Here is a 22639-nt window from a genome sequence, read left to right as displayed (position 1 = left end):
TCTATCTCGATTGGAATCCATTCACCAGAACGAGGATAAAAACCTTTTAAAAATAATAGGTTAAGTGATTTTAATGGGGATTACCTTATCATAATCTGCATATGCTTCTGGGAATAAATCATACTCTAATGTTCTCATATACTTTATCCTTTCTTTTATGGTTTTTACTGTACTACTATTAAACTAATTATAACATTCCTTAAATAACTATCCTGCCGTTTACTTCCATAAAAAAATCGACTAAATAGCCGATCATGTTGTTCATCCAATGTACACGATAGTTTAAGAAGAAATCTTTAAAGTTGGAGATCTACCATTCAATATTTAACTGATTTTCTCCGCCAACTCTAAAATAATTCCCTCTGGACCACGAACGTAGCATAACTTATAACTTTCTTCATATTGCTGTATCTCACTAAAGATTTCCATGTCTTTCTCTTTCAATTTTGCAACAATAGCTTCGATATCTTCAACAGCAAAGCAAATGTGTCGGATACCTAGCGTATTTGCAAAAGGTTTCTGAATATCTGTTTCATCTGACGGCGAATAAAATTTGACTAGTTCTATCCATGTCTGACCATCTGGCATCCCTAATCCTACACATGCCGTTTTAACATCTTTAAGCCCAACTATTTTGTCTAACTGTTCTCCATCCAATTCCCATTCCGCGTGCACTTCAAGTCCTAAATCAAGAAAAAACGCTTTAGCCGCTGAAAGATCATTTACGTTTATACTCACATGATCTATTCTATTGATCTTCATATCTCAACCTCCTATGTTCCTGTTATTTTCAATTTCTGTGTAGTTTAAGGTTTGTTTGATATTCTAATTCCCTTAAAACAGAAAATATCCTTCTTCAACTAATCTGCCATTTGCTTATATAAATAAAGCTACCTATTTAACTATTGCAATGAGTTAGTTGAACAAATTTCTTTCAAGTCAGCATATTCTTACTGAATTAATTTACGATTTTATGTACTATGCAATTTGTTCTATTTTACACTTTTGGCAAAGTGGATATTCAGATAAAAAAGAAGTCATTCTCTGTTTCATTTCGCCAAATGAAATACCGTAATAATATAAAGCTGTATTTTCAGAACCTTCCCAATAGCTATAAAATCGTCCACAACCATCAAGCACTTCATCAATTTTTTCGATCACATAGTTTATATCACAGTTCTGATACACTTCTTCAGACAATTCTGTACCATTTAAATAAAGTGCAAGTCCTTCAAGAGTTCCAACAGATTGTTCGAGCCCATCGCCTCTCAGAAAGGACCCCTTTGGTACACCAATTCTATCAATAATTTGTAATAGTTTATCAACGTTTTCCATTTTGTTATCTTTAAGTAATATTTCTATATCACAAAACTCTATTTCGCCGGTTGCCTGTTGCATCGTTCCGCCACCGTCTATGGTTCCGCATTTACTAGCCTCTAAAGCTTCGTTTATAGGTTCCTCGAATAACTCGCCACGATCAATAGGTAGTACCCGTGCATTAAGTTGTAATGTTAAATGATAATTATTATTTTTTTTAAAAATATCAAACAGTCCCATTTTTACCTCCACATATTTTTTCCGTATTTTTTCGTTAAAGTGATTTAGTTTAAGAAACAACTTTTTTAGTAAAATATAGCCCTAAGCTAATAATATCAATATCTAAGACTATAAAACTCATTTACTTATGGTATAGTTCGCCTCAATATTATTAATGTAACTAAAACAATGCGTTTGTTGAATAAGATTGTCTTTTATTTTTTAAAGTTCACAAATGAACCAATTAAAGCCCCTATTCCTCCAAAAAGTAGTGTTGATGAACCTTTTAAAAATGAGCGTTCAAAAAATGCGATATTTAATAGCCCATTATAAAGAAAAATAAATATGAAGCAGATTACAATAAAATACCACTTTGAAGTAAACCCACGATTCAAACCGTGTTCTTTCATTTTCTTTTTAATCAAATGTTGAGTGTAGAATAAGAAAACAAGAAAAAGAACCAATAAAACTAACACAATGCTAATCGAAATTTTCATTTTTATAATTGTATAAAATATCATAAAAACAATTCCAATAATTATTAATTCAATCCGTTCATACCTATTCATAATTACTCCTTTTTATTGGTTATTTCAACCTGTTATTTTAACTAAAATGTTGATAAGAAAATTATCTATTATGTGTCAGTAATCGTCAATTGGGTTATTTTTTGTGTACTATGAAAATAATTTCTGTATAAAAGGAAGTCTATGTCGCACTTCCATAGTAGTTACATAAGGATATAAAAAAAACCTATCCAAATTGATAGGTTCAAAATTAAATTATTATTAATTTATTTCAAGTACTTACTTACCACATATCCTAAATTCCCATCAACATTCACATAATTCCATCCAGTAAATTTCTGAAGTACAATGACCTGCTTGTTTTTACTAATAACTTTTATTGAACGAGACGATGTACTTTTCGTTAATTTTAATGGAATTGCAGCAGTAGTAGTTTTTTTCTGATTAATACCGTTTGTAATCTTTACCTCTGACTTCTTCACATAATATACATTTGCTCCGTTGGCAATCTTTACATAAGTTTTATCTTCACGAATTACAATAAAACGCATATTTTTAGGTGCTCTTTTTTCATACTTCTTCAAATACTTGTCACTATAAAGGGCTGCTCCATTTGTTTTGGTAACGTCTAAAAACTTAGGTGATATTAAACGGTAGTTATTTTCAATATAGTTAAAAGATCCATATACTGTATTTGATTTCACTTGAGTATAAACTGGATCATTAACAAATCCGCTTAATGCAATCTCATATTTTACAATTTCTTTCTCACCGATTGGGGTGATAGTATTTGTTTCTGGATTTTTTATTGGAAACTTCACAACCTGAGTCGTTGTTTTAGTTGGTATCTTATTAAATGTAAAATCTGTATATCCTTTGTTACTTCTTAGATAGCCCCAACTTGTACCTGCCGGAATATCAAGTGTAATTGAAAATCCACCTTCTACTTGCTGTACAGATTTTATTTTAGGACTTGTAAAAAAAATAGGACTGCTTTGTTTGATTTCAAAAAATGCTCCAGGAAGATTTAAATCTGGACCCCCATGCCAATTTGGTGTGCTTGAGAAATCACGATTTCCATAAGTGTCGTATGACATTATATTTAATGTTTCTGGTCCTTTTGTAAGGTTATAAAAATTCTGGAGGTATGTATAAGTTCCGTCTGGATTAAACTCATCTTTTGTAATTACCTTCAAAAGATTTGGTATTGTCTTTATTCCACCACTATAGATCTCCATTTTTTCAAAATCAGGGTCACTTGGACGCTTGACTGTTAAGTAAGCATAATCCCCCTTTTCATTAACTTTAATGAGTTCAGCGTGTCCGGGAGGCGTATAATCAATAATAAAATTTTTACTTACTTCTTCGCAATTATCATTTCTTACAACTAAAGTATACAATCCATCTTCATTAATTAAATCATTTGTGAAAACTTGCTTAGCTACACCATCTTTATATAATAAACCGTTTCCATTAAAATTTAGTACAGAAGGGTTAACTGTTGATTCCAAAGTTATTGATGGTGGCGTAGTGTCTTTTTCTGTTGAAATGTCAGTATTATAGATTAGACTTCTTCCATCAGCAGTTATTTCATAAATTTTATAGTTATACGTTGTATTAGAAACTAAGCGTCTATCATCCAATCTAAAAGACATTCCATAATCTATTGTACCAATTACTTCATTATCACGTTGTAATTCATAACTTAAACCTTCTTGATTAGGTTTCTCTAACCAATTAAAAGAAATTTCATGTTCAGTTTTTGTAATCTCAATATTATCTGTTGCTGTTGCATAAACTTCTTTTGGAAGATATAAACCAAATAATCCAACCAAAAAACAAACAAGAATGAGGAAGGTTGTCCTCAATTTATTATTTAAACTCAACAAAATAAATCCTCCCTATATTAAAACAAATAGAATACCAAAATATATTTTAATAGAAAGATTCTCTAGGATATAGTGGGAAAAAATGGAACACTTTTTGCACAAAAAAACTGATTTCTAATTATTTTAATAGAAATCAGCTTTTTCATATTTATAGATACATAACTTTATCTTTCTCTTTTTTTACTCTTATAATTATCTTTGCTGTTAACTGCTCTGGTTGTTCGTACGCGAACTGAATTTCAGTAAAAAGTTCGTTTATAATCTCCTCAACATTCCCTAATGTTAGTTTTTTTTGAAAGAAACTCCACTTTAATCTGACCTTTCAAATTTCATTCCTCTCAAAATAATTTAGAAATTACTTATAAAGAAAAGAGAATCAATTGCTCTTCATGAACTACAACTAATGCACTGCGATAGTTGAATAGTTTAGTCATATTTTTGTTATAAATCAGTGGTTATTTTTAGATGGTTTTTCCTATTATAGATTAATTGAATGAGTTTAATTGGTACATAACCTAATAACCCTCTAAGAGTATTTAAAATTAAATCATCAATGTCAAAACTTCCTAAGTCAAATAATAGCTGAATTAATTCGTAAGTTAAACTTAAACTAAAAGTTGTAATTAAGATAACATTAAAATTTTTAAACCTTTTCAATAATATTGGAAGGATGAAACCAAAAGGTACAAAACCTATAATGTTTCCAACTATGTTTGTAATCCTAATATTTAGATTTATGTCAGCTAAAAATAAATAATAAATAATAGTTTTTAAAGGAATAAAATTATGTCCATGCCAACGATCATCATTATTGTTAAAATTAAAATGACTGATTATTTCTGATGGAGAAACATATTTAAATAGTATTTGATTTGTAAGGACGACAAGATATAGACAAAATGCTAAGGTTAAGACAATTTTCATAAATAATTTCATAGATTTCTACGACTCCTAATAATTATTAACCACTCACCAAATATAACATAATTTACCAATTTTATTATATTCCTTATTCAACTAATCTACCATTTTTTGCATAAAAAAAGAGCCGATCACAGCTCCAAATTGTTATTGAACTAACGTATGCGTGGGGTTGATTACAAAATTATTCTATAATTTGTGTTTTCTTAGCTTTCATAACTCTAAAAAAGAAAAGTATATGAAAATATAGATAGACAAAGATGCCTAAACCTGGAGCAAAAATCACTGGAAATGAGTACAAGATTAATTGTATCAAATAGTCATATATTTGCTTTTTAGGAGGAGTTCTTTTTATTATGTAATCTATTATTAGAGTTACAGGTATCCCAATAACCACGTATACAATAAAGAACATTAATGAAATAAACAAATAACCCATACCATTTGCATATGCTAAGTTTTGTTCACTTCGAAATTCTGGAAAAATTAATATATGAACAATATCAATTAGAAAGATAGAAACAATAATTGCTAGAAATATCTTTTTCATAAATACACCCTTTCTTAGGACTTATTATAATGGATTCCTAAAAGATAGAGTCAATTTTTGAAAATTGATTAAATAATACCGCTTACCTTATTGAACTAAACTGCAATTTAAGACAATAAAAAAATCGACTATTTAGCCGATTTTTTATTCAACATACGCTAGTATTAGTTAAATAATTTCTTATTATTTTTACTTTTTACTACATTGTCCCATATGGTATAGACCGCACTTTGTGCAAATAGCAAGAAAAGCCTACATTAAAATTAAGTGTTAAATAGATTTGTGCAAGAAATTCAAAACGATCAATTTTCTTTTTGATGACCTCTTTTTACAGCCTCTTCTGATAGTGCAGTAAAAATTTGAAAGGTAATACCGAATTTGTCGGTTACAATGGCGTAGGCAGGACTAAAATGAACTTGTTTCAGTGGCATCACCACTTGACCTTCTTGTTTTAACATTTCGTAAAACTTATTTGTTTTCTCTATTTCATTAGTAGTAATACAGATGTTAACATTGTTCCCGTTTCGATATTGTATACCTGGAAACATATCTGCAATCATGATATTGGTCTCGCCGATTTTTATAATTGCGTGTGCTACTAAATCCTTCAATTTTTCTGGTAGAGGGGATTTAGGATCTTCTGGTGCATCCCCGAATGTTTGGCAAAATAAAAGATTTGCATCGAGTGATTCCTTGTAAAATTCAATAGCTTCCTTTGCATTTCCATCCATCATCAAAAATGAATTCAATTGTACTGTCAAAGTAATACAACTCCTTTAAATTTCAGTGTAATGTTAAATCATTGGTCAGGTTAGTAATCCAATATATCAACGTGATTGTATTGTTTCCTACATCAATATTGATTACACTTACTAGTGTAGTGCCTAAAGGTGACAAATCTAGGCACCATTAAGAGGTGTTTTTATGAAAAAATCAGAACGAATTAATCAAATACTTCGCTTCATCAATCAAAAACAGCATTTTACACTTAAAGATTTAATGCAGGAATTTCAGATTTCAAAAAGGACAGCACTTAGAGATGTGGCTTCATTAGAAGAAATTGGCGCTCCAATCTATGCAGAATACGGTCGTTATGGGGGATATCGTTTACTTAATCAAATGAAGCTTCCACCTATCTATTTTAATAATCAAGAAATCCTAGCGCTTTACTTTGCAATGCAGGCACTTCGAAGCTTTTCAAATTTACCTTTTCAAGTATCCTATCGTACAATTCATGAAAAATTCATTAACGAACTGTCGGAATCTCAAAAACAAGATATAGAGAGGATGCAAAATCGCGTATCCTTTCAACATACTGTACAAAACAAAGAAAGCATACATTTAGAAATATTATTAATGGCAGCTGTTCAAAATATCGTACTAAAAATAACCTATCAAAACAACCTTCGTACTATTCACCCTATTGCAATATACGTAATGAAGGGATATTGGTATTGTCAAGCATATGATATGGATAAAACGGCTTACCGTGTTTTTCGCTGTGATCGTATTTCTTCAGCTGAAATAACAACCATTCAACCTTTGGAAGAATTAAAAGAAATAACTAAGCAAAATTCGCATTCACTTTGGAATCCATCAGAAAAAGCAATAAAGTTTAAATGGTTGATAAACCAAGCAGGAATAGAATTATTTCAACAGGAACATTATCCATCTATGGAATTAATCTACGAGTTTGAAAATTCATATATTATTGGTACATATGAGCCAAATGAACTTGGTTTTATCATTAAATATCTCGCCAGATTAGGGCCAACAGTAAAAATCATAGAGCCCACTAATTTAAAGGAAGCTTTACGAAAATATTATAGAGATATTATAGAAAATATATAATCAATGGGTTCTATCAAATTTTTGATAGGCTAAAGGAATACAAAAATTGAAAAAGAACTGGTTTTGAGTGAATTTCTTCGATAATGTGTAAGTAATTAATGCATTCCTTCATATTATGTGGTTTTATAAATAAAGTAGTCGAGACAAAACGAAGCATGAGAGGGGCTTAGGGGTAAATTGACATGATTCTAATTTTGCGAAAATATATCATTTCGTTTTTTTATGGAACTAAACTACCATTAAGCTCAAAAAAAACAATTGACTATTCAGCCGATTGTTTTTTTCAACCATTGAGTTAGTTGCTTAAGATTATATTATTTTGTTCTTAAATGTATCTTGTCATCAACATGGACCAGCGTACCGTCAGTACTTATTAGTTCAATATAAACTTGATTACTATCTCTCAATTTCTTTCGATAATCAAATAACTTAAAACTAAATGGAATCGTTATTACTTCATTATTTGATTTTGTATTTTCAGGAAATAAATCAGCTATTTTAATAGGAAATTCTGAATCATCACCAACGTCATTACCACTTATTGCTAGAATTAAGCCCTGATCAAGCGAAGTGTATTTTGCAATGCTAATTTTTCCTTCGATATTTTCATCCCAATTGTATTTCTTTTTAGTTAAAATAATATTTCTAGGATACGAAGCTAAGTACTGTTGGATAAACTGTTTTTGCAATTTTTGACTAATATAAAATGTAGATTGTTTACCGTCATACGGGCTCGTATCGTGTTCAAATGTCCAACCATATTCCATAAAAGTTAGCTTTACTTTGTATGTATTCGGTTTTCTTTCATTGTAAATTTCTTTCTTATTTTCTAACAATAAATCTAGCATCCATCCGTAATCTGCACTTTTTAATTCAACTTGATTACCTAAACGTTTGTCATTACTATTCACTCGTATTGATTCAATAAAAAAATCAGGATCATTTTCTTTAACATACTTTAGGTTTAGCTTTTTAATAGAAATTTGATCCCTCTCGTTATCAGGTATATTGCACTTTACCAGTAATAAACAGGATAAAAGTAATAAAGTAATTAATATGATAATCTTCTTGAAATGTGATGTCTTTTTCAATAAACATATACCTCAATTCATTTAAATAACTACTTTTAGTATAACATTCTTAAGCAACTAAACTGCCATTCACTTGAACAAGAAAAATTTAATTTTAGTAGAAAAAATGCGAAATTCCCCCAAATTACAAATACCCGTTTAATAGGTATAATTTACTTAAAGCATATTAAAATGGCGTGGGTACAATAAATATCTATAATTTTCTTCAACTATTTTTTCTTTTTATTGGAGTGAATTTATTCCATCATTTATTTGATAGACAATATGAAAAAGAAGGTACTATTTAAAAAGATACTTTTACTATTACTAGACATAGTCTAATTGCTGCAATTATTGGTTTTATAGTCATTTTCATTTTTAAAATTGTTAAAAGTTATTTTATACTAGCTTAAATTATTATTGAACTATCTCCAAATTTGATTTTTCGAATTTTCTAGTTAGACATTTTAATTTAGAAGAATTGTTTAAATGGCTGAAAAAATGATGAAGATAATGTTGAGAATTAAAAGAAAGAAATAACAACATTAGGGGGAAAAGAAATGGAAATAATGTTAAAACTCGGTTATTTTTCGCTTGGTACACTTCCGATCATTTATGAATTAGTTGAAGAACTTAAGAAAAGAAAAACTGAAACAAAAAGCAGTAAGAAAACCACTTTGATTAGAAGTTTATTATTCTCAGTGGGTATGATCATAATTTTGTATTATTTTTACGATGCCTTTTTCAATGTTTAAAAGTTTGTTAAGTTGATATTATAAACTTAACAATATTTCAAGGCGGAATAAAATAAAAAACGAAACCAACTTTCTAACATATTACAAGGTCAACCAGCTAGATTTCTGGTTGACCATTTTTAATGATTTATTTTTCATTTGTAGGAAACCATAAATTTATCTTCCAAATCATAAAGAGTTATTCCTGTTATTTTTTCGAAACTTTCCTCAAATTTCCCTGTTGAGTTTGTTGAATAAATTATTTCTTTTAAAACTCCTTCTTCATAGTTATCCACAAGGTATTTTATCGCGAAGTAACTTTCCATATATACATTTGTATCCTCTTGAAATCTTGCGGTTTGCCACTGCTTCCCATCATTTAATTGATCAAAAGGTACTACTTTGAAATTTGTAGGCTCTACTATTGTTTTATCATTTCCAATATATTCAGATATACCTTCGTTAAACCATAATGGATAAGCTGAAGCACCACCTTTTGTACTTGCTACCATTTGACTAAATATATAATGGGTGTACTCATGTAAAATAGATTTTTGAAAGAAATATAGTGATGTTTCCTTTTTTTCTAAAATCGATTCTTTATCTTCGTACTTTATTGCTATTAGTTTATCAAAATCCGAATAAAACCCAGACACATCAATAAGACCACTTAACTCCTGCATCTCTTTCTTATCTTTAAATACGATTAGATCAACAGGCTTTACTTTTACTGTTCCAAAGACCTTTTTATTTTTATTAATCGCCCAATCTAACGTTTCCTTCGTAATTGGAATAAGTTCTGAAAAATCATTTGGATAGTAAATAGTAACATTATGAAATTTATCTTTTAATCTAGTTTCTTTTAGGTCTCTTTCGGCTTTCCCCTCAAAATTCGCAGTCAGAATCATTTTAATTGATTGGAGATAAGGTAATTTTTCGTTAGTTTTGTTCTCTAAAGCTTTGTGAAAATATACTCCCACACCAATGACAAATAAAAATAAAACAAGTATTATGGCAGATAAAGTGATACCGAAAATCTTAATAAATCTTTTCATTTTGCTAAACCTCGCTAGTTTCAGGGATAAAAGAATTAATAAATGTAAGAATATTCCCACTTTATCATTAAATTTAAATAACTTGCACTAGATTCTCATTAATTAAAACAAATTGCCTAGCTCTTTCTTATGCAACTATTGCCATTTTGTTCCATAAGAAATTCAACTATCTTCTCTAACAAAACCTTATATTTAGATAAAACAACCAAAAAAATTTTACTGATAATATTTTTTATGTAAATCTTTAAAAACATTTATCGCTTTAAAAAAGTATTCATTATAAGTTCCTTCATCTTCTAAACTCCAACATGTTGATAATACAGCATGCGAATAACCCCACAGTAGTACTCTTTCTTTATTTAGATTCAATTCTATTACTAGTTGATCAATTCGATTTTCTAGAGTTGTAGAAATATCTTTCCCCTCTAATTTGTTCAAAAGAAACTGGATGATGTCATATTCTCTTTCACCTATTAATCCTTTTGGATCAATAACTTTCCATGTGTTTTCTCCAGCTTTTAATATATTATAATGATGTAAGTCCCCGTGAAGTAAGTATTTTGTAGTTTGTGTACGATTCATTTCCTTAAAAATAGTAAATGCATCTAATAGCATTTCTTTTGATATAGGGTCTAAGCCATTAGGAAATTTTTCAACAATTCGTCTTAAGCTATTTTCTCTACTTAATATGGAAGGTATTTTAGTAGATTTAGGTGCAGCTATCCATAAGTTTTTCATCACTGTGACAGCTATGTGCATTGCCTCTTCTTCATTTTCAATTGTAGCCAGAGTTTCACCAGGCAGTAGTTGTTCTAGAATTAGGATTCCTTCATTAAGATCGTAGTCAATAACTTTAACGAAATCATTCTCTTTAAACTCCTTTAAAGCTTCAACCTCACTATTAAATTCCTCATTAGGGACTGCTAATTTAATAACTGCGTTTTTCTGACCATCTATTAAAATTGGCGCAACAAAATTATATGATAATTCAAATGGAGATAATATTTTCATATTCCATCGAATTTCACATCTTTTACACAAGTCTTCAAAATTCTCGAGCCATAATTCTCCTTTTTCTTTATGGATATCTTTAATGGTTTTTATAAACTGATCTGGAAGAGCTATCATTTAATCACCCTGTTCTATAAAGAATCGTTTTTGATAGATGAACTAACGTATAATTGCGCTTTGGAAAAGTAGAAAAGTTGAGTCCCTCAAAAATTACATAGAGAAACTCATCTCTCATTAAATGAAAGATGGAGTGTATAATCAAATTAGTTGTTCTTTTAATTTGTACTCTTCAATTAATCGATTATTTTGATGTTTACCTTTTGCATATTTAATAATTTGAGCTTTAATATTTGGAAATAAGATGATCTTGTCTAATTCATTGATTGGTACCCATTTTACGCCAGTTTGGTTTGGATCTGGATTTAGTGGCATTGTTGGAATTGAGTCTTCTTTAATATGACAGCGAAACATTAAACTTAATCCATGTATTTTATGACCGGTCATATGAGGTGCATTTTCTGAAACAAATACTAGTTCACCTACCTCAACATCTACACCTGCTTCTTCAAATGCTTCTCTTTTTACAGCTTCAATAATTGTCTCACCAGGTTCGGTACCACCAGCTGGTAAATTATAATGAATTCCGTCCTCATCTGTAAATTGAATTAATAACACTGAATCATTTTCAATAATTAAAGCACATGCTCTTACGCGAATATGATACATAACCTAGCGCTCCTCCCCTAATAAAAGTGATTATTCCATTATCTAAAAAATAAATTCAACTTTCAATCTATTTCTACTAATCAAGTAGAAAGACCTAAATAATAAAAAGGCATCATGGTATAGGTCCATGAATGCCTTCTAGTCAAAAAATACTATTCACTATTTAACTTGGCTATTTAAAAAATAATTAGAAAGTACTTGTTTCATAATTTGGATTGCTTCATCTATTTCCTCGTATGATAAATTGATTGGCGGTAATAGTCTTAATACATTAGGGCCAGCAGTACCAACGATTAAACCATTCTTTAAAAATTGCTCCACTAATTGATCCACAGAAAGATTTAATTCGATACCAACCATTAATCCTTTACCGCGTATTTCTACTATTTGTGGAAACTCTTCTTTTATTTCGGCTAATTTATCAAATAAATACTGTCCTTTATCTTTTACACTATTTAAGAATGGCAAATCATTAATAATATTGATTGTTTCAAATGCAGCAGCCATTGCTAAATAATTTCCACCAAAGGTTGAACCGTGCGCACCTAACGAGAATGTATTTGCTAGTTTGTTCTTACCGAGCATTGCCCCAACTGGAAAACCATTCCCTAAACCTTTTGCTAGCGTAATAATATCTGGATCTAGTGGAGTTTGTTCATAGGCAAACATTGTTCCTGTTCTGCCCACTCCGGTTTGTACTTCATCAACAATGAGTAATAATTCATGTTTTTTACAAAGAGCTTGAACCCCTTCAAAAAAATCATTATTACCAACGATTACACCACCTTCACCTTGGATTACCTCCAAAATAATTGCTCCAGTATTTTCATTAATTTCATTTTGTAAAGCATTTAAATCATTATAAGGTACATATGTAAAACCACTTAACATTTCGCCGTATCCTTCATGAATTTTAGACTGACCTGTCGCAGCCATTGATCCAAACGTACGGCCATGAAAGCTTTGTTTAAAACTAATAATTTGAGATTTACCTGAATGTTTTCTTGCTAATTTTATAGCTGCTTCATTCGCTTCTGTACCACTGTTACAGAAAAATACTAATCCATCCTTAAAGCTTTTTACTAAAATTTTAGCTAGCTCTTCTTGTTTTTTAATTGTAAATAAATTTGATACATGCCAAATCGATTCTACTTGTTCTTTTAGTGCATTTACAACGTTTGGATGACAATGACCTAAGTTACAAACAGCAATTCCACTTAAAAAATCTAGGTACTTGTTATTTTCGTCATCATATAAGTAAGTACCTTTTCCATTTTGAAAATTAATTGTTTTTTTATTATATGTTGGGAATAAATTACTCACTTAACACAACTCCTTTTGAAAATACTGTCCCGTTAATCGTTCCATTTTCATTTAAGAAATTCTCACCTACAATAGCCACTGAATTTACAACATTTAATGCATTTAAGGCACTTGTAACTTTAGGAATCATGCCACCATAAATTGTTTTTTCATCAATTAATTTGTTAACTTCACTAGGTGTAATCTTTTCAATTAATTTATGTTCAAAATCTAAAACACCATTTGTGTTTGTTATAAAGCAGAGTAATTCCGCATTCATTGCCTTGGCGATACTTTTTGCCGCTTCGTCTGCATTAATATTATATTTTTGGCCTATTTTATCCACCCCGACAGGTGAAAGTACTGGTACATAATCATTGTTAAGTAGTAAATCTAATAGATTCGTATTTACATCCTCAATTTCTCCAACCCAACCTAATTTTCCCTTATTAAAAAGTGAAGCTTCAAGTAATAGATTGTCACATCCTGATAGACCAATCGCTTTAATATTATATTGATTACAAATAATCGTTAAATCTTTATTGATTTTTCCATTTAGTACATATTCTACAATTTCTAGAACTTCAGATGAAGTCTTACGAATGCCATCTTCCATTTCTACTGGAATTGAAAACTTTACTAATAAGTTATTTATAAGTGGTCCCCCTCCATGAACAAGGATGACCTTTTTACCGCTCATTTTTAATTGGTTTATATTTTCAAAGAATGTATTTGATAAGTTATGGATTAAACTACCACCAAGTTTAATGACTACTGTTTCCAATGTTTAATTCCCCCTTATGTGCGATAGCTTGCATTTATTTTCACATAATCATAAGTTAAATCGCAGCCCCAAGCAGTACCAATTTCATCTCCTTCGTGTAAATGGACATCAATATAAATAATCTCATTTTTCAAAGCAACTTTAGCCTCTTCTTCATTAAACTCAACTGGTTTACTACCAAATAGAACTGTTACACCATTAATGGCGATGTCGATTTGATTAAAATTACCTTCGACCCCACTATATCCAATGGCACCAATAATTCTCCCCCAGTTAGCGTCTTCACCATAAACAGCTGTTTTTACTAAATTTGATCCAACGATTGATTTAGCAATTTGATTTGCATTTTTTTGGCTTGAAGCTCCATTTACATTTACTTCAATTAACTTAGTTGCCCCTTCACCATCTCTAGCAATCTTTTTAGCCAAGTCTTCACAAACTAATTGAAATGCGGCTACAAAGTTAGCCCAATCTGGATGACTTTCAGTTAATTCCTCATGTTCAACAGCTCCATTTGCCATAACTAAAACCATATCATTTGTTGAAGTATCTCCATCAACTGTAATTTGGTTAAATGTCTTATCTGTCACTTCTTTTAATAAAGTTTGTAACTGACAAGAACTGATCGTCGCATCAGTTGTCACAAAACCAAGCATAGTTGCCATATTTGGATGAATCATTCCAGAACCTTTAGCAGACCCAGCAATCGTTACAAGCTTTCCATCGATCAATACTTCATAACAAGTAGTTTTTATAACTGTATCTGTCGTTAATATTGCATGGCCAAAATCTTCTCCATCTTCTAACTTATTCCCGAGAGTTAACTTGTCAATTCCACCTTTTAATCGATCCATTTTTAAATATTCACCGATTACGCCCGTTGATGCGATTGCGACTAAGTGTTCTGGCAGATTAAGGTGCTCAGCACACCATGATCTCATTAAATAGGCATCATCTTCTCCTTTTTTACCTGTACATGCATTTGCACAACCACTATTTACTAAAACTGCTTGAAGCTTATTACTATATGAAATACTCTTTTTTGTAATTGCAATTGGTGCAGCTGGAAATAAATTTAATGTATAAACTGCCGCAACTGATGCTGGCTTCTCGGAATAAATTAATCCTAAATCTTTACGTTTATAACGTAGTCCAGCATGAACTCCACTTGCATAAAAACCATTTGGTGATGTAATTGTTCCATTTATTTTTTTTATATTCTTTTCTTTTGTTATCAACTTTTATCTCTCCTTATGGAAATATTGGTGTAAATTGTAAACCTGTTTCATCTGGTAAACCTAACATTAAATTCATATTTTGAATCGCCTGACCTGCCGCTCCCTTAACAAGGTTATCAATGACAGAAACGATTGTGATTCGATTTGTACGATCGTCGTAAGTTGCGTATAAATCACAAAAATTTGAACCATAAACATCTTTTGTACAAGGTACACTATCTCTTACTCTCACAAAATAGGAATCTTCATAACTTTGATTATAGATTTCTTTTAATTCATCGTTACTAATTTCACGTGTTGAAGTAACATAAATTGTTGACAAAATTCCTCTTGTCATTGGAACTAAATGTGGTGTAAAAGTTATGAAATCCTGTTTTGAATCAATTGATTCAATAAATTGTTCAATTTCAGGTATATGTTGATGTTCAGTAATTTTATAGGCTGATAAATTTTCATTTCGATTCATAAATTGAGTCGTTTCATTTGCTGTTTTTCCAGCTCCAGAAATTCCAGATTTAGCATCTACTATTATTGAATTTTTCCCTACAATTCCTGCCTTTAATAATGGTGCGACTCCAAGTAGCGTTGCTGTTGGATAACATCCTGGATTAGCTATTTGGTTAGATTGTTTGATCGCTTCTCGATTAAGTTCAGATAGTCCGTATGTAAATTCGTTTGTTTTTGAAAAACAAGGATGCGTATGTTTATACCATTTTTGATATGTTTCTTCTTTGTTTAATCGAAAATCCCCTGATAGATCAATCAATTTTGTTTTCGAAAAATCGATTTCTTCCATTAACTCACTGCTAACTCCATGTGGTGTAGCAAAAAACAAAATATCATTTTCGGAAACAGATTTATTTTTATTCCACTTTTTTATTGGCCCACTAGAACGATTAGCTAAATGTGGATAATAAGTAGACAAATCTTCCTTATAATTTGATGTTGAATAAAAATTCATACCGCTTATTTCCGGATGCATTGATAGGAATCTTACAAGTTCCAGACCACCATATCCGGTTGCCCCTATAATACCGATTTTCATTTTTATATCCCCTTTTATAAAATTATATTCTTCATTATAATTATGAATAAATATAAAATCAATTGTATTTTTATAAATATTTGAAAATAAAAAAAGATTAACCAATTTTCTTGGTTAATCTTTCATTATTTTTTCATTGTATTCCTTAAATTAAAATACAGTACAACTAGTTGTTTGCCCTATAAATAAAATTCAAATACTTTAGCAATTTTTTCTTTTATTCGTTCTTTAAAAGGTAAATTTTTAATATAAGTAGGCGTAATTTCAAATGATTGATTGAATACATTGGCTAATTCTGGTTCTACCTGTTTGATAAACTGTTGATCATATATATAACAATTCAATTCATCCGTTAAATGAAATGACCTGGAATCAAAATTGGTTGTGCCAATCATTAGAACTTTATCATCAATTTTAATTACTTTACCGTGAAAAATACCTTTTTTAAACCCATAAACTTTTATGTTATTTTTCCAAGCTTGCTTTATATATGGAAATGCTGCTTGTTGTACTAAAAGTGCATCTGACTTATGAGAATATAATACTTTTACTTCAATTCCTCTATTTGCTGCATCTAATAATGAATCCCATATTACTTTATTATTCGGTATAAAATAAGGAGAATAAATTGTAATCGAATGTTTTGCTTGTTTAAACAATTTACTATATTCTTGCTCAATCCCTATTTTAGTATAAGAAACAAATTGATGCTGGCTTTTCCCATTTTTTTTACTGATGGCCATCTGTGTAATTTTTTGGTCTGAATTTTTTCTCCAATCATGTACAAATTGTTTTTCTAAGCCTTCAACACCGCTACCTACTAACCTAAGTTGAACATCTTCCCAAGGTTTTAATCCTTTTTTTTCATCTATATACTTTTTACCTATATTGAACCCACCAATATAGCCAATTTCTCCATCAATAATCGTCATTCGACGATGATTTCTGTTGTTTAACGATGCAAAAAAATAAGATAATTGCGGTTTATTAAAATATGTAAAATGTACTCCATGATCGATTAAAGATTTTCTTTCTTTTCGCTCTAATAAAATTCCACCAAGACGATCAACTGCATAATAAACTGGAATTCCTTCATCACTCTTCTTTTTTAAGACATCTAAAAATTCATGAGATACACGATCATTAGAAACTGAAAAAAAGTAGATATGGACTTCCTTTTTTGCATTCCTAATATCATTAAATAATTGGTTATTTAATTTCTTTCCGTTCATATAAATCGACAAATCACTATGTCCAATTGGATAAGTTATTGGCTTTTCAGCAAAAACATTCTTTTTTTGAGCTTTTTCCATTTCAATCTCATTTAAAGCAAATAAAATTACTAAAAGTGAAAATAGAAGAACTAAAGTTTTAAAGATGAATTTTAATATTTTTTTCATAGATTCCTCTTACATAGGTTTGGCATAAGAGTATTTTTTGAATAAAATGTCTTAAATATCCATATTTATTTTAATTATGGAAAATAAAAGGCTGTCTAACTAGACAACCCTTAAGGACTTTTATTACTAAGAATTTTTATTTCAATCAGCGTACCTTTTAAGCCCTTAACATTTTCATCAAAAAATCAGAAGTAGGTAAGCCAAATTTATCATCCACAAGATCTTGAATGGTTAAGCTATTTATCACATTGATATACCATACTAATATTTTTCGTGGATCTTCTTTTAAAAATTCACCACTTTCTTGACCTTTTATAAATATTGGTACTAGTAAATCAATTAAATAATCAGGCGAATATTTAGATAATAATTCAGTCACTTTTTCTGGTACTTCTGTTTTTTTCCTCGCTTGTTGGACAATCATAAATGCATATTTATGGTTTTCGTCTAACATTTTTTCAGTTAATAATTTTAGTAGTTGGTATGGAGTTCCTTGAAAAAATTGCAATGAACTTAGCTCTCTTTCAGACTCAAGCATTAAACCTTCGATAATTTGAAAAAACAGTTCTGCCTTTGATTGAAAGTGACGGAATATTAAACCTTCACTAACTTTTGCCTCAGTTGCAATTACACTTGTTTTCGTATTTTTATAACCATTCAATGCGAATATTTTCAAGGCAGATTGTTTTATAAGCACCTTTCTATCAGTTTGTTGATTATGATCTTTTGGTAACAACTTACTCACTCCAATTTATACATTCTTACTTATTTATTTTTTTAATTAATTGCTAATGGCCTTACTCTATTTATTAATTCTTGTAAAAACTGCTCAGGTCTTGCAAAGCAAGCTAAGTGTCCGGCGTTATTTATATAAATAAACTCTTTTAAAGGTGCTTCGATTTCTTGCAAAAACCGTTTTGCATTTTCGGTAGGCGTAATAATATCATGGTCTCCTTGAAAAATAAAGAAAGGAATTGAAAATACCGTTCCTAGCCGGCCATAATTAAAGTTTATCAGTTCATTAAACAATTGATTTCCCGAAAATTTCATCCCTTTAAATATATCGAATAGATCGCTTACATTATGTTGTGGTGATGAAAGCATAGAAGGCAATATAAGGTCCATTACCATATTAGGAACATTTTTTGTAGATTTTACTAATATCTGATTTCTTTTATCAAACTCTTTTTGTGTCCATTTTGATTGATCTGGTCCTAAATCTTTTAAAAACTTTAGTCCCCTCGTATTCCCTGCATCAGTCAAAGCATCAATCTCCAATTGGTATGTGATATTTTCATAATCAAAACAGTTTTGATCAGTTCCTACATACGCATAAAAGAGATTTGGCCTTTCCTTTATTAATAATGTGGCTATAAGACTACCGACGGAACTTCCAACCAAAATAATTTTATCTTTTTCAAGTTCATTACAAATTAGACTACATAAATCAATTCCATCTTCTACCAACTGGTTTAATGTAATTTTACCACAGCCTTCTTTACCATTCCTTTTAAAAGTTTTTCCTGCACCACGCTGATCCCATTGAACAATCGTAAAATGCTTTTCCCAAGAACATATTAAAGAACTAAAAACAGTATAAGTTGAGGCAGGGCCACCATGAACCAATAAAAGAACAGGGTTTCTTCTATCTTCTCCTCGGATTGTAATCCATTGATCAATCCCCCCAATCGTTACATACTTTTCTTCATTAATCATATATTCAGAATTAATTTCTAACTTCTTTTCATTTTTCCTTTGATTAAATTTACGAAAAAAGATATCAGGTAAAATATTGGATTTTGTCATTTAGAGTCTTTCCTTTCTAATGTCAAATAGTGAGTGAGTTACTCACTCATAATATATTATGCATCTTGCTCTGTCAATTCTACTAAAACATATAAAAAAATTAGAAAACTTCCATTTTTCATTTAATCACCATATCTACCTTAAACTATTTATTTATTAATCCAAATATGTTTGTTTTTTCAACTTCCCCGCTATTTTGTTCAAAAAAATTCCACTAAACAGTCGTCAAGTTGTGCAGCTCAGCAGTTGTTAGTTTTATAAGATTTATTAATATATTATTTAGTTAAGTATGAGTAAAGCCCCAAAAGACTAATCTCATTTTCCTTTTTAAGAAGGATGCCTTATATTTCCAAATTTTTAATAGCAATTTTTTCTAAAAAATAACACAAAATAGATGTATTCTAAACATCGGAGTTGACTTATAGTTGTGAAAAAAGTTTTATTTATTGTAATCCTGTCCCTTTCATTAATTAGCTTTACAGATTTTACTTACGCTATAACAGACGAACCAGTACTTACCCCAATTAGCTTTCAAATAGAAATTCAGGATTGGGAAGCTGTAAACAAAATAATCCCAAAATACTCTTTGTTCACTGTAATCGATGTTGAAAGTGGAAAGAGCTTTAATGTACAAAGAAGAGCTGGTAGTAGGCATGCAGATGTGCAGCCTTTAACAAGAGAAGATACTAGGATAATGAAAGAAATATACGGAGGGAACTGGAGTTGGCGAAGAAGGGCTGTATTAATTTTAGCTGATGACAACCTAATCCCTGCCTCCATGCACGGAATGCCACATGGTGCAGGTTCGCTTCCAAACGGTTTCTGTGGTCATTTTTGTATTCATTTTATGGGAAGTACGACACATCGGACAGGTAAGGCAGACTTATCTCATCATGTGATGATCCTTAAAGCTGCTGGGAGGATTAATGAATATATGAGTAACCTTCCACCGTCCCAACTACTAAATGTATTATTTGTTACGATTAAAAACAGAGATAAAGGCTTGGTTAAAAATATTGCCATAAGTAATCAAAAAAATATGAAAAAAGAACTTAAGAAATTAGAAAAAATTGATGCGATTCAGTGGACTTTGCCCCAAACCAAGGAATTAAGAGCATACTCTATTGCAACTGAAATCCCAGTTGAGGTTAATCTTTTTATAAAAGATATAGGCCGGATTAGAAAGAAACTTTCTTTTTCATTGGTGAGAACGTCTCCTATTTCTCCATGGAAAGTGAATATCGATCCTTTGCTTTCAAGCATTAACTAGCTATCTAATTACAAGGGGTCAAGTTTTCTGTGTTTTTCAGTTATATCATTTCTTGATCCGTCATTAACATTAAAAAGGGCTACCATAGTAGCCCTTCTTTACACCTAATGTCTTGCACAATTGCAAATGAAATCCTTTCAAATCTGAACTTTTGTATATTCCTAAAATATTGAAAACCGCTTTAATTTATTCATTTTAGCTAATGACCTTAATATTTTGTTTTTTCCTTCAACTAAAGTTAAAATGGATAGACCTATTATTACCGTTATGATATGAAAAAACGTCTTTTCATTCAATTATGGCAATGCTTTAGTTCAATAACAAACCACAATCTATGCTCTAGGAATTACAACTGCATTGCATGTTTTTTCATAAAATTCTATTGGTCCCGCTCCACCGATTATTGCATACTCATAACCAATTTCATTCATATCTTTTAAACAGTGATGAAGTAAAGAAAATCCAATTCCGTTAATCCTCTTAGTTAACGAGACTCCCATTGGTCCAAAATAACATTTTTTATTTTTATATACATCATAACAAGCGAATCCGACAATTTCTCCATCTTTATCTAAAGCAATAAATATCGAAGGCTCAATTAGTAAGAACGCATCTTTTATTGTTTGGATCCAATCACTTGAAAAGTTATGATTTACAAAATTAAATAGATTGATATAATCATTTCTATTTATTTTTCGAACTTTTATTTGCTTAGTAGTATCTGGAAATATGTAATGATCAAGATGAGTGATCATATCGCGAGAAGTAGTACCAAGTTCTAAAATAATTTGTTTTTGCTCTTCTGTGAGAAAGTTTTCAACTACATTTTTATTAATTAATGCCTTTAATAAATGACCTACATTGAGATATACTTGATTGTATTTTTTCATATATTCAGTAGCAAGTACCATTACTGCCAATACTTCACTGGATACAGATACATTAAAAAATTCACTCACCAAATTTTGAACTGGAACAATATCCGATTGATCAATCAAATTTCTTAAAGAGTTTAAATCAATATTACATTTCAATGTAATTTCGCCAAGCGTACCAGTATTTTCCTGAAAACATGCTAATAGTAAGTGTTCTGGTCTTAAGACCTCATTTTTTGAAGATTTAACTTCGCATTCTGCGTTTCTAATAATTCTTTGAATTCGATCAGTGAGTTTAGTATTTGATTTAGTCAATATTACTACTCCCTTTTAAGCGATTTTTCATTTTTGAATTTAATAATCTCTTAAAACTTATTAAACTTTCATCATTTTCCCATTAAAAATGAGCTGCCTTAATTTTATTACAAATCATATTTTCAACTACCGTTTAAAATCAACGTGGTTCTAATTGTTCTTTTTGCCCTTATTATCATATCTCAATTTTAAAATGTACAATATTGAGGCAATCGTTACAGTTACGATTGATGTCATTAATTCTATTTTTTTATTGTCTAAAGTCATATAAATTATATTTACAATTATTATTAGTAAAAAGAAAATTGTTCTATACTTTCGGACAATAACTTCCATTTATTCCGCTCCTTTTTTCCCTTAAGTTAACTCCTAGTAATTTACCAAGCTATGTTGTTTTTTTCCCTGCTTTTATATATCCATTCCACAACTTTTCCAATAACAAAACCAAAGATAATTGGATTCAATGAACCACCAAAGGAAAATCCTCCATTTGAAGTTTCCTCAAAATTGAACCATTTTAAATATTCGATGTTAAATAAATAACCACACAAGTACAATACAAAAGTTGTAACAATGAATACAATTGTTGGAATCCAGAAAGTTTTCCTTTTCATTTAAATACCTCCTTAAATTCTTTTTTTGGTAAATTATTACATTTTATATTTATAAATAGAATACCATGATTAACTTGTTTAGTCTTGACCAACTAATCAGCCAAAAACCTTAAATAAAAG

Annotated in this window: 24 protein-coding genes; 3 read left to right on the top strand and 21 right to left on the bottom strand. The window is 30.1% G+C overall.

Annotated features, from left to right (window positions below; genetic code table 11):
• Positions 1 to 324: 324 nt before the first annotated feature.
• The 7 genes from AN960_RS23565 to AN960_RS23535 form a co-directional block, all read right to left on the bottom strand.
• Entirely contained in the window at positions 325 to 762 is a 438-nt protein-coding gene (locus AN960_RS23565; protein WP_056477232.1) for a VOC family protein, read from the bottom strand.
• 216 nt (positions 763 to 978) lie between these two features.
• Entirely contained in the window at positions 979 to 1557 is a 579-nt protein-coding gene (locus AN960_RS23560) for a hypothetical protein (RefSeq protein WP_056477229.1), read from the bottom strand.
• 194 nt (positions 1558 to 1751) lie between these two features.
• The gene (locus AN960_RS23555; RefSeq protein ID WP_056477226.1) at positions 1752 to 2105 is read right to left on the bottom strand and encodes a hypothetical protein; all 354 of its coding nucleotides are present in this window, start codon (positions 2103 to 2105) and stop codon (positions 1752 to 1754) included.
• A gap of 224 nt (positions 2106 to 2329) precedes the next feature.
• Entirely contained in the window at positions 2330 to 3952 is a 1623-nt protein-coding gene (locus tag AN960_RS23550) for an SH3 domain-containing protein (RefSeq protein WP_056477223.1), read from the bottom strand.
• Between the two features lie 441 nt (positions 3953 to 4393).
• Positions 4394 to 4888 (bottom strand): VanZ family protein, encoded by a 495-nt coding sequence (locus AN960_RS23545; RefSeq protein WP_056477220.1) that lies wholly within the window; start codon positions 4886 to 4888, stop codon positions 4394 to 4396.
• Between the two features lie 169 nt (positions 4889 to 5057).
• Complete coding sequence (locus AN960_RS23540) at positions 5058 to 5423, bottom strand: hypothetical protein (protein ID WP_056477217.1); 366 nt, start codon at positions 5421 to 5423, stop codon at positions 5058 to 5060.
• A 302-nt stretch (positions 5424 to 5725) separates the two neighbouring features.
• A complete protein-coding gene (locus AN960_RS23535; protein ID WP_056477214.1) occupies positions 5726 to 6184 on the bottom strand; it encodes a VOC family protein in 459 nt (152 codons plus the stop codon).
• 163 nt (positions 6185 to 6347) lie between these two features.
• Here AN960_RS23535 and AN960_RS23530 point away from each other — a divergent pair, with 163 nt between their 5' ends.
• Positions 6348 to 7274 (top strand): helix-turn-helix transcriptional regulator, encoded by a 927-nt coding sequence (locus AN960_RS23530; RefSeq protein ID WP_056477211.1) that lies wholly within the window; start codon positions 6348 to 6350, stop codon positions 7272 to 7274.
• A 314-nt stretch (positions 7275 to 7588) separates the two neighbouring features.
• Here AN960_RS23530 and AN960_RS23525 read toward each other — a convergent pair whose 3' ends face one another.
• Positions 7589 to 8365 (bottom strand): hypothetical protein, encoded by a 777-nt coding sequence (locus tag AN960_RS23525; RefSeq protein ID WP_056477209.1) that lies wholly within the window; start codon positions 8363 to 8365, stop codon positions 7589 to 7591.
• Positions 8366 to 8904: 539 nt separating this feature from the next.
• On the opposite strand from AN960_RS23525, the gene AN960_RS23520 reads away from it, so the two are divergent.
• Entirely contained in the window at positions 8905 to 9099 is a 195-nt protein-coding gene (locus AN960_RS23520; RefSeq protein WP_056477206.1) for a hypothetical protein, read from the top strand.
• A 134-nt stretch (positions 9100 to 9233) separates the two neighbouring features.
• Here AN960_RS23520 and AN960_RS23515 read toward each other — a convergent pair whose 3' ends face one another.
• From AN960_RS23515 to AN960_RS23470, 10 genes are all read right to left on the bottom strand, one after another.
• Positions 9234 to 10133, bottom strand: coding sequence for a peptidase MA family metallohydrolase (locus AN960_RS23515; protein ID WP_056477203.1), 900 nt, complete (start codon positions 10131 to 10133; stop codon positions 9234 to 9236).
• A gap of 216 nt (positions 10134 to 10349) precedes the next feature.
• The gene (locus tag AN960_RS23510; RefSeq protein WP_056477200.1) at positions 10350 to 11261 is read right to left on the bottom strand and encodes an aminoglycoside phosphotransferase family protein; all 912 of its coding nucleotides are present in this window, start codon (positions 11259 to 11261) and stop codon (positions 10350 to 10352) included.
• Between the two features lie 141 nt (positions 11262 to 11402).
• On the bottom strand, positions 11403 to 11870 hold the full coding sequence (locus tag AN960_RS23505; RefSeq protein ID WP_056477197.1) for an NUDIX domain-containing protein: 468 nt from the start codon (positions 11868 to 11870) through the stop codon (positions 11403 to 11405).
• Positions 11871 to 12029: 159 nt separating this feature from the next.
• On the bottom strand, positions 12030 to 13193 hold the full coding sequence (gene argD, locus AN960_RS23500) for an acetylornithine transaminase (protein ID WP_056477194.1): 1164 nt from the start codon (positions 13191 to 13193) through the stop codon (positions 12030 to 12032).
• Positions 13186 to 13956 carry an acetylglutamate kinase gene (argB, locus tag AN960_RS23495; RefSeq protein WP_056477190.1) on the bottom strand — a complete coding sequence of 257 codons (771 nt, stop codon included), beginning with the start codon at positions 13954 to 13956 and terminating at the stop codon, positions 13186 to 13188. Before argB ends, argD begins: the two co-directional genes overlap by 8 nt.
• A gap of 14 nt (positions 13957 to 13970) precedes the next feature.
• Complete coding sequence (gene argJ / locus AN960_RS23490; RefSeq protein WP_056477187.1) at positions 13971 to 15194, bottom strand: bifunctional ornithine acetyltransferase/N-acetylglutamate synthase; 1224 nt, start codon at positions 15192 to 15194, stop codon at positions 13971 to 13973.
• A gap of 13 nt (positions 15195 to 15207) precedes the next feature.
• Positions 15208 to 16239 carry an N-acetyl-gamma-glutamyl-phosphate reductase gene (gene argC / locus AN960_RS23485; RefSeq protein WP_056477184.1) on the bottom strand — a complete coding sequence of 344 codons (1032 nt, stop codon included), beginning with the start codon at positions 16237 to 16239 and terminating at the stop codon, positions 15208 to 15210.
• Positions 16240 to 16418: 179 nt separating this feature from the next.
• The gene (locus AN960_RS23480) at positions 16419 to 17639 is read right to left on the bottom strand and encodes a phospholipase D-like domain-containing protein (RefSeq protein WP_056477181.1); all 1221 of its coding nucleotides are present in this window, start codon (positions 17637 to 17639) and stop codon (positions 16419 to 16421) included.
• Positions 17640 to 17796: 157 nt separating this feature from the next.
• On the bottom strand, positions 17797 to 18375 hold the full coding sequence (locus tag AN960_RS23475) for a TetR/AcrR family transcriptional regulator (protein ID WP_056477178.1): 579 nt from the start codon (positions 18373 to 18375) through the stop codon (positions 17797 to 17799).
• Positions 18376 to 18416: 41 nt separating this feature from the next.
• Complete coding sequence (locus tag AN960_RS23470; RefSeq protein ID WP_056477175.1) at positions 18417 to 19445, bottom strand: alpha/beta fold hydrolase; 1029 nt, start codon at positions 19443 to 19445, stop codon at positions 18417 to 18419.
• Between the two features lie 427 nt (positions 19446 to 19872).
• Here AN960_RS23470 and AN960_RS23465 point away from each other — a divergent pair, with 427 nt between their 5' ends.
• Positions 19873 to 20715, top strand: a complete 843-nt coding sequence (locus AN960_RS23465; RefSeq protein WP_056477172.1) for a hypothetical protein — start codon at positions 19873 to 19875, stop codon at positions 20713 to 20715.
• A gap of 332 nt (positions 20716 to 21047) precedes the next feature.
• On the opposite strand, the gene AN960_RS23460 is transcribed toward AN960_RS23465, so the two are convergent.
• From AN960_RS23460 to AN960_RS23450, 3 genes are all read right to left on the bottom strand, one after another.
• On the bottom strand, positions 21048 to 21905 hold the full coding sequence (locus AN960_RS23460) for a GNAT family N-acetyltransferase (protein ID WP_286131789.1): 858 nt from the start codon (positions 21903 to 21905) through the stop codon (positions 21048 to 21050).
• 150 nt (positions 21906 to 22055) lie between these two features.
• Positions 22056 to 22241, bottom strand: coding sequence for a hypothetical protein (locus tag AN960_RS23455; protein WP_056477169.1), 186 nt, complete (start codon positions 22239 to 22241; stop codon positions 22056 to 22058).
• A 41-nt stretch (positions 22242 to 22282) separates the two neighbouring features.
• A complete protein-coding gene (locus tag AN960_RS23450; RefSeq protein ID WP_056477166.1) occupies positions 22283 to 22519 on the bottom strand; it encodes a hypothetical protein in 237 nt (78 codons plus the stop codon).
• Positions 22520 to 22639: the final 120 nt, after the last annotated feature.

It is taken from the genome of Bacillus sp. FJAT-25509 (assembly GCF_001420605.1).
In the GTDB taxonomy this organism is placed as follows: domain Bacteria; phylum Bacillota; class Bacilli; order Bacillales; family Bacillaceae_G; genus Gottfriedia.
The sequence above is the reverse complement of the archived record's forward strand: the minus strand, read 5'-3'. Positions and strand labels throughout refer to the sequence as shown.

Excerpts from the sequence above, each read along its gene's own strand:
- AN960_RS23530 (WP_056477211.1), top strand. The coding sequence starts at position 6,348 with ATGAAAAAATCAGAACGAATTAATCAAATACTTCGCTTCATCAATCAA.
- AN960_RS23520 (WP_056477206.1), top strand. The coding sequence starts at position 8,905 with ATGGAAATAATGTTAAAACTCGGTTATTTTTCGCTTGGTACACTTCCG.
- AN960_RS23515 (WP_056477203.1), bottom strand. The coding sequence starts at position 10,133 with ATGAAAAGATTTATTAAGATTTTCGGTATCACTTTATCTGCCATAATA.
- AN960_RS23455 (WP_056477169.1), bottom strand. The coding sequence starts at position 22,241 with ATGGAAGTTATTGTCCGAAAGTATAGAACAATTTTCTTTTTACTAATA.
- AN960_RS23510 (WP_056477200.1), bottom strand. The coding sequence starts at position 11,261 with ATGATAGCTCTTCCAGATCAGTTTATAAAAACCATTAAAGATATCCAT.
- AN960_RS23560 (WP_056477229.1), bottom strand. The coding sequence starts at position 1,557 with ATGGGACTGTTTGATATTTTTAAAAAAAATAATAATTATCATTTAACA.
- AN960_RS23545 (WP_056477220.1), bottom strand. The coding sequence starts at position 4,888 with ATGAAATTATTTATGAAAATTGTCTTAACCTTAGCATTTTGTCTATAT.
- AN960_RS23480 (WP_056477181.1), bottom strand. The coding sequence starts at position 17,639 with ATGAAAAAAATATTAAAATTCATCTTTAAAACTTTAGTTCTTCTATTT.
- argC (WP_056477184.1), bottom strand. The coding sequence starts at position 16,239 with ATGAAAATCGGTATTATAGGGGCAACCGGATATGGTGGTCTGGAACTT.
- AN960_RS23505 (WP_056477197.1), bottom strand. The coding sequence starts at position 11,870 with ATGTATCATATTCGCGTAAGAGCATGTGCTTTAATTATTGAAAATGAT.
- AN960_RS23450 (WP_056477166.1), bottom strand. The coding sequence starts at position 22,519 with ATGAAAAGGAAAACTTTCTGGATTCCAACAATTGTATTCATTGTTACA.
- AN960_RS23565 (WP_056477232.1), bottom strand. The coding sequence starts at position 762 with ATGAAGATCAATAGAATAGATCATGTGAGTATAAACGTAAATGATCTT.
- AN960_RS23555 (WP_056477226.1), bottom strand. The coding sequence starts at position 2,105 with ATGAATAGGTATGAACGGATTGAATTAATAATTATTGGAATTGTTTTT.
- AN960_RS23470 (WP_056477175.1), bottom strand. The coding sequence starts at position 19,445 with ATGACAAAATCCAATATTTTACCTGATATCTTTTTTCGTAAATTTAAT.
- AN960_RS23540 (WP_056477217.1), bottom strand. The coding sequence starts at position 5,423 with ATGAAAAAGATATTTCTAGCAATTATTGTTTCTATCTTTCTAATTGAT.